Source organism: Nocardioides sp. P5_C9_2 (assembly GCF_054049555.1).
Window position 1 is genome coordinate 1 of sequence record NZ_JBFUMD010000279.1, and the last position, 5177, is coordinate 5177.

General features: G+C 71.8%; 4 protein-coding genes. 2 read left to right on the forward strand and 2 right to left on the reverse strand.

Going from position 1 to position 5177, the window contains the following annotated elements; translation table 11 throughout:
* The first annotated feature begins 254 nt into the window (after positions 1 to 254).
* Positions 255 to 848 (forward strand): PadR family transcriptional regulator, encoded by a 594-nt coding sequence (locus ACXJKL_RS13865; RefSeq protein WP_457207628.1) that lies wholly within the window; start codon positions 255 to 257, stop codon positions 846 to 848.
* 28 nt (positions 849 to 876) lie between these two features.
* On the forward strand, positions 877 to 1959 hold the full coding sequence (locus tag ACXJKL_RS13870; protein WP_457207629.1) for an inositol-3-phosphate synthase: 1083 nt from the start codon (positions 877 to 879) through the stop codon (positions 1957 to 1959).
* Between the two features lie 1064 nt (positions 1960 to 3023).
* On the opposite strand, the gene ACXJKL_RS13875 is transcribed toward ACXJKL_RS13870, so the two are convergent.
* Together ACXJKL_RS13875 and ACXJKL_RS13880 are read right to left on the reverse strand one after the other, a co-directional pair.
* The gene (locus ACXJKL_RS13875; protein ID WP_457207630.1) at positions 3024 to 3509 is read right to left on the reverse strand and encodes an SRPBCC family protein; all 486 of its coding nucleotides are present in this window, start codon (positions 3507 to 3509) and stop codon (positions 3024 to 3026) included.
* 10 nt (positions 3510 to 3519) lie between these two features.
* A complete protein-coding gene (locus ACXJKL_RS13880; protein ID WP_457207631.1) occupies positions 3520 to 4974 on the reverse strand; it encodes a CCA tRNA nucleotidyltransferase in 1455 nt (484 codons plus the stop codon).
* Positions 4975 to 5177 lie beyond the last annotated feature (203 nt).

The following is a 5177-nucleotide window of genomic DNA, read 5'->3' on the forward strand; positions in this document are numbered from 1 at the left end:
CAGCCCGAGCAGGCCCACGACCAGGCCCACCAGCAGCAGCTTCTTGAGGACGCTGCGGACCCGCTGGCCGGTGGTCCTGCGGGGCTTGGTGGGTCGGCGCTTGGAGGCCGGACCGTCTGCTCTGCGCTTCGCACTCACGGCGGCAAGGGTACGGCCACCTGCGTGACTGGGCCCTGTCCTCGCGACGCCGCCCGTGGCGCGCGCCACCGCGGCGCTGAATGGCGCACCTCGGATATATCGGTACGATAGGTCTCGTGGCACGTCGCGGAGAGACCATCGAGCTTGCAGTCCTCGGACTGCTGCACGAGGCACCCATGCACGGCTACGAGCTGCGCAAGCGGCTGAACCTCATGCTGGGCTGGGGCCGGGTGCTGTCCTACGGCTCGCTCTACCCGGCCCTGAAGAAGATGCTGCGCACCGGCCTCATCGAGGAGCTCAGCACCACCACCCAGGTGACCAGGCGGCCGCGGATCGTCTACCAGGTCACCGTGGCGGGCACCGAGGAGTTCTCCCGGCTGATGTCCGAGGTCGGGCCCACGGCGTGGGAGGACGACACCTTCGACATCCGCTTCGCCTTCTTCTCCTCCACCGACATGGAGATCCGGCTGCGCGTCCTCGAGGGACGTCGCACTCGCCTCCAGGAGCGGCTCGCCCGGGTCCAGCAGGACCTCGAGCGAACCCAGGCCGAGGTCGACCGCTACGCCGGGGAGCTCCAACGGCACGGGGTCGAGTCGGTGGAGCGCGAGGTGCGCTGGCTCTCGGACCTGATCAGGGCCGAGCGCGGCGAGTCACCCGGACAGATCAGCACCACCCCGGTCGCCAGCACCGGCACCAGCACAGACCTGTAGACGCAACCAGCCAGACAAGGAGAGCCCCATGGGTTCGGTACGAGTAGCAATCGCGGGAGTCGGCAACTGCGCCACCTCCCTCATCCAGGGCGTGGAGTACTACCGCGACGCCGACCCGCAGGCCACCGTGCCCGGGCTCATGCACGTGAAGTTCGGCGACTACCACGTCGGTGACGTCGAGTTCGTCGCCGCCTTCGACGTCGACGACAAGAAGGTCGGCAAGGACCTCTCCGAGGCCATCAACGCCTCCGAGAACAACACCATCAAGATCGCGGACGTCCCGACGCTCGGCATCGAGGTGCTGCGTGGCCCGACGCTCGACGGTCTCGGCAAGTACTACCGCATGACCATCGACGAGTCCCCCGCCGAGGCGGTCGACGTCGTCCAGGTCCTCAAGGACGCCAAGGTCGACGTCCTCGTGTCCTACCTGCCGGTGGGCTCCGAGGAGGCCGACAAGTTCTACGCGCAGTGCGCCATCGACGCCGGGGTCGGCTTCGTCAACGCCCTGCCCGTCTTCATCGCCTCCGACCCGGTGTGGGCCAAGAAGTTCGAGGACGCCGGCGTCCCGATCGTCGGCGACGACATCAAGTCCCAGGTCGGCGCGACCATCACGCACCGCGTGATGGCCAAGCTGTTCGAGGACCGCGGCGTCGCGCTCGACCGCACCTACCAGCTCAACGTCGGCGGCAACATGGACTTCAAGAACATGCTCGAGCGTGAGCGCCTGGAGTCCAAGAAGGTCTCCAAGACCCAGGCCGTGACCTCGAACCTCAAGGGCGAGCTGGCCGACAAGATCAGCGACCGCAACGTCCACATCGGTCCGTCGGACTACGTCGCGTGGCTCGACGACCGCAAGTGGGCCTACGTCCGCCTCGAGGGCCGCGCCTTCGGTGACGTCCCCCTCAACCTCGAGTACAAGCTCGAGGTCTGGGACTCGCCCAACTCGGCCGGCATCATCATCGACGCCGTCCGTGCCGCCAAGATCGCCATGGACCGTGGCGTCGGGGGCCCGATCATCCCGGCCTCGACGTACCTGATGAAGTCCCCGCCGGTGCAGATGCCCGACGACCTCGKTCGCGCGGAGCTGGAGAAGTTCATCGCCGGCGAGTGACCTCGCTGCGCCACCCGTTCGAGCGCACCACCCGACAGCCCCGGCCCCCGGCCGGGGCTGTCGGCATTTCCCGTGATCCCTCTCGACCCGCGAGGTGGTCCAGACCGGATGCGGGTGTGTGTATCTGCGCCGGGACAGGCCGCTCTGAGGGGGTGCACAGGCCGCACCGGGGGACCGCGGCACACGAGTCGACCGGAAGGACGCGCCATGCGGCAGCACACGGATCTCGACCTGATCCCAGCCGTGCTGGCGATCCAGATCGCCGGTCGGGTCGCCGGGGGTGGGACCGGTGCCACGGGGGCGCTTGGTCCGCGGCGGCCCAAGCGGGCCCACCGGAGGGGGGTGCCGGCGGGTCGCGTCCAGGGGGACGGCTCCGCCACGCCCTCCTCCGGCACGACCGGCAGGACGGGCGTGCGGGCGAGGCACTGAGCTGGGGCACGTGACGCTGTCGGGCACGGGGGGCGACAGCGTCGACGAGGCGGCCCGCACCCGGGGGGTGTGCGGGCCGCCTCGTCGCGCTTCCCCGGGGCCGGAACGACGTACGACGTCGCGCAACTGGCGGCGGGCGACATCGCGGTCCGCGCACTGGCGGCCGGCGACACCGCGGCGCACCGGAACCCCGTCGTCCGCCGCCACCTAGGCCGCCCGACCGGCGCGATCCTTGTCGCGCTGCCCCGGACGATCGACGTACGACGCCGCACACACTGGCGGCGGGCGACCTCCCGATCCGCGCACTGGCGGCGGGCGACACCGCGGCGCTCTGGAACCCCGTCGTCCGCCGCCACCTAAGCCGCCCGACCGGCCGGCCGCGATCCCGGGGGTATGTGGGCCGCCTCGTCGCGCTTCCCGCGACCCCCCGATCGGCGTACGACGCCGCACACACTGGCGGCGGGCGACCTCCCGATCCGCGCACTGGCGGCGGGCGACATCGCGGCGGACCGGAACCCCGTCGTCCGCCGCCACTTACGCCGCCAGCTCCGTCGCCCGAGCGAGGCGCGATCCAGGCCCGACCCGGCAGGCCCGACCCGCCCGGCCCGACCCGCCCGACCCGACCCAGCGCGGTGTCAGGCCTCGGCCGAGGCCTTGATCCCCGCGAGCGTGGCGCGCATGCCCTCGCGCAGCTCGGCCTGGAAGGACGGCACGCCACCCAGCACGGTCCGGGTGAGCCGCCCGGAGACGGCCGAGATCCCGTCGGGTGCCTCGCGACGCTGGACGACGCGGGTGCCCGAGGCCGTCGGCTCGAGGGTGAGGGACCAGATCGTGAAGTTGTCCTTGACCCGGAACGCGATCTCGCGGTGCGGCTCGAAGCGCACGACCGTGGACCGGGTCGGCCACACCAGCAGGCCGCGGCGGTTGACGTTGAGCAGCTTCGTGCCCAGCCGGATCGGGCGACCGGTCCGGACGAAGGAGCGCACCACCTGCGGGCTCCACTCGGCCAGCCGCGGCAGGTCGGAGACCAGCGCCCACACCCGGGCCGGGTCGGCCGCCACCTCCACGGACTCCTCGATCAGGGTCTCGACGTCCTCGGTCACGCCACGCGCAAGGCTCATGGGCGGGAGGCTAGCGGTGCGCCCACCACTCCAGCAGGCGGGCCCTCGCCTCGTCGGGGCCGAGACTGCCCTCGTCCATCCGCAGCTCGAGCAGGAAGCGGTAGGCCTCGCCCACCTCCCGACCGGGCCCGACGCCCAGGATCTCCATGATCGCGTTGCCGTCGAGGTCGGGGCGGATGGAGTCGAGCTCCTCCTGCTCCGACAGCCGGGCGATCCGCTCCTCGAGCGAGTCGTAGGTGCGGCGCAGCCGGTCGGCCTTGCGCTGGTTGCGGGTGGTGCAGTCGGCGCGGGTGAGGATGTGCAGGCGCTCGAGCTGGTCGCCGGCGTCGCGCACGTAGCGGCGTACGGCCGAGTCCGTCCACTCCCCCGAGCCGTAGCCGTGGAAGCGCAGGTGCAGCTCGACCAGGGTGCTGACCGCGTCGATGTCGTGGTTGGAGAAGCGCAGCGCCCGCATCCGCTTGCGGGTCATCTTGGCGCCCACGACGTCGTGGTGGTGGAACGTCACCACGCCCCCGGACTCGAAGCGCCGGGTGCGCGGCTTGCCGATGTCGTGCATGAGCGCGGCGAAGCGGCTGATGAAGTCTGGGGCGGAGACGTCGGGCTCGAGCCGGTGCTCGAGGTCGATCGACTGCTCGAGCACGGTGAGGGTGTGCTCGTAGACATCCTTGTGCCGGTGGTGCTCGTCGCGCTCGAGCGCCAGCGCGGGCAGCTCGGGCAGCACGTGCTCCGCCAGCCCGGTCTCCACCAGGAGGCTGAGCCCCAGACGGGGGTACGGCGCGCAGACCAGCTTGACGAGCTCGTCGCGCACCCGCTCGGCGGAGATGATCTCGATGCGGCCGGCCATTGCGGTCATCGCGGCGACGACCTCGGGAGCGACRGTGAAGCCGAGCTGGGCGGCGAAGCGCGCCGCCCGCATCATCCGCAACGGGTCGTCGGAGAACGAGTCCTCGGGCGTCCCCGGCGTGCGCAGCACCCGCTGCGCGAGGTCGAGCAACCCGCCGTGCAGGTCCTCGAAGTCGCGGCCCGGCACCCGCACCGCCATCGCGTTGACGGTGAAGTCGCGGCGGCCGAGGTCGCCGGCCAGCGAGTCGCCGTACTCGACGTCGGGCTTGCGGGAGGACGGGTCGTAGGTCTCCGCACGGTACGTCGTGATCTCGACCTGCCAGGGCCCCTTGCGGCAGCCGATGGTGCCGAAGGCGCGGCCCATGTCCCAGATGGCGTCGGCCCAGCCCTTGAGCAGCCGCTCGGTCACGTCGGGGTGGGCCGAGGTGGTGAAGTCGAGGTCGTTCTGGAGACGGCCGAGCATCGCGTCGCGCACCGGTCCGCCCACCAGGGCGAGCTCCTCGCCGGCGCCGGCGAACCGGGCCCCCAGCTCGTCGATGACGGGTCCGATGCGGTCCAGCTCGGCACCCACCCGACGCTGCACGTCGACGATCTGGAGCGGAGGGAGCGGAGCGTCGGACACGAGCGACAACTCTAGGGGGTCGGACCGCACCCCCCGGCACCGCCGAGTCCTCCGCCCGCGCGACCGCACCGCCGTTAGAGTCGGTGCGTGCCACGCCCGTCCTCGTCCCTGCCTGCCCCGAGCCGGCGGACGGACCGGCGGCCGGACCGGTGGACGGACCGGGGGGAGAGGCGTGCGGCGGCACCACGGGCCCGGCACCGCTT